The organism is Thermococcus sp. ES12, assembly GCF_012027515.1.
GTDB lineage: Archaea > Methanobacteriota_B > Thermococci > Thermococcales > Thermococcaceae > Thermococcus > Thermococcus barossii.
The window spans coordinates 1-494 of sequence record NZ_SNUP01000043.1 but is presented as its reverse complement, the minus strand read 5'-3'; the positions used below and the strand labels follow the sequence as shown (position 1 = coordinate 494).

Below are 494 nucleotides of genomic sequence, written 5' to 3'. Positions count from 1 at the left end.
CTAGATTCTTTCGCTGATGATAATAGAAAGTTCTTTCGAGAAAGTTAATTAATTCTTTAAAGTTTCCAACTCCGAAATTGGTTATCAGTGCTAGAATTTGGCTTCTGAAAGATGCTTCGTTTGAGAGCATTGAAAAGAGTTTTTCTGGCTTGCCCATAATATATCTTTTCATGATGTTTTCTGGCTTTTCTGTTTTTGCCACTATAATTGCCTGGCCTTCTCTGTCATATTTTGGTCTTCCCGCTCTTCCCATCATCTGTTGGATCTCAAGAACGGGGATATCAGTCCACCCAAAATTTGAATAACGCTTGGTATCTCGGATAATAACACGGAAAGCAGGAAGATTAAGTCCAGCACTTAATGTTGGAGTTGCTGTTATTGCTTTAATAAGCCCTTCTCTAAACATATCCTCTATGATCGAACGTTCTGTCCTTCCCAAACCCGCATGGTGGAATGCAACACCCTTTGCCAAGGATTCTTTAAGCTTCTCATTC

1 protein-coding gene is annotated in these 494 nt (G+C 39.3%); it reads right to left on the bottom strand.

What is annotated here, in order from left to right; translation table 11 throughout:
• On the bottom strand, positions 1 to 494 hold a 494-nt coding region (locus tag E3E37_RS10920), incomplete at both ends, for a helicase-related protein (RefSeq protein WP_256366123.1).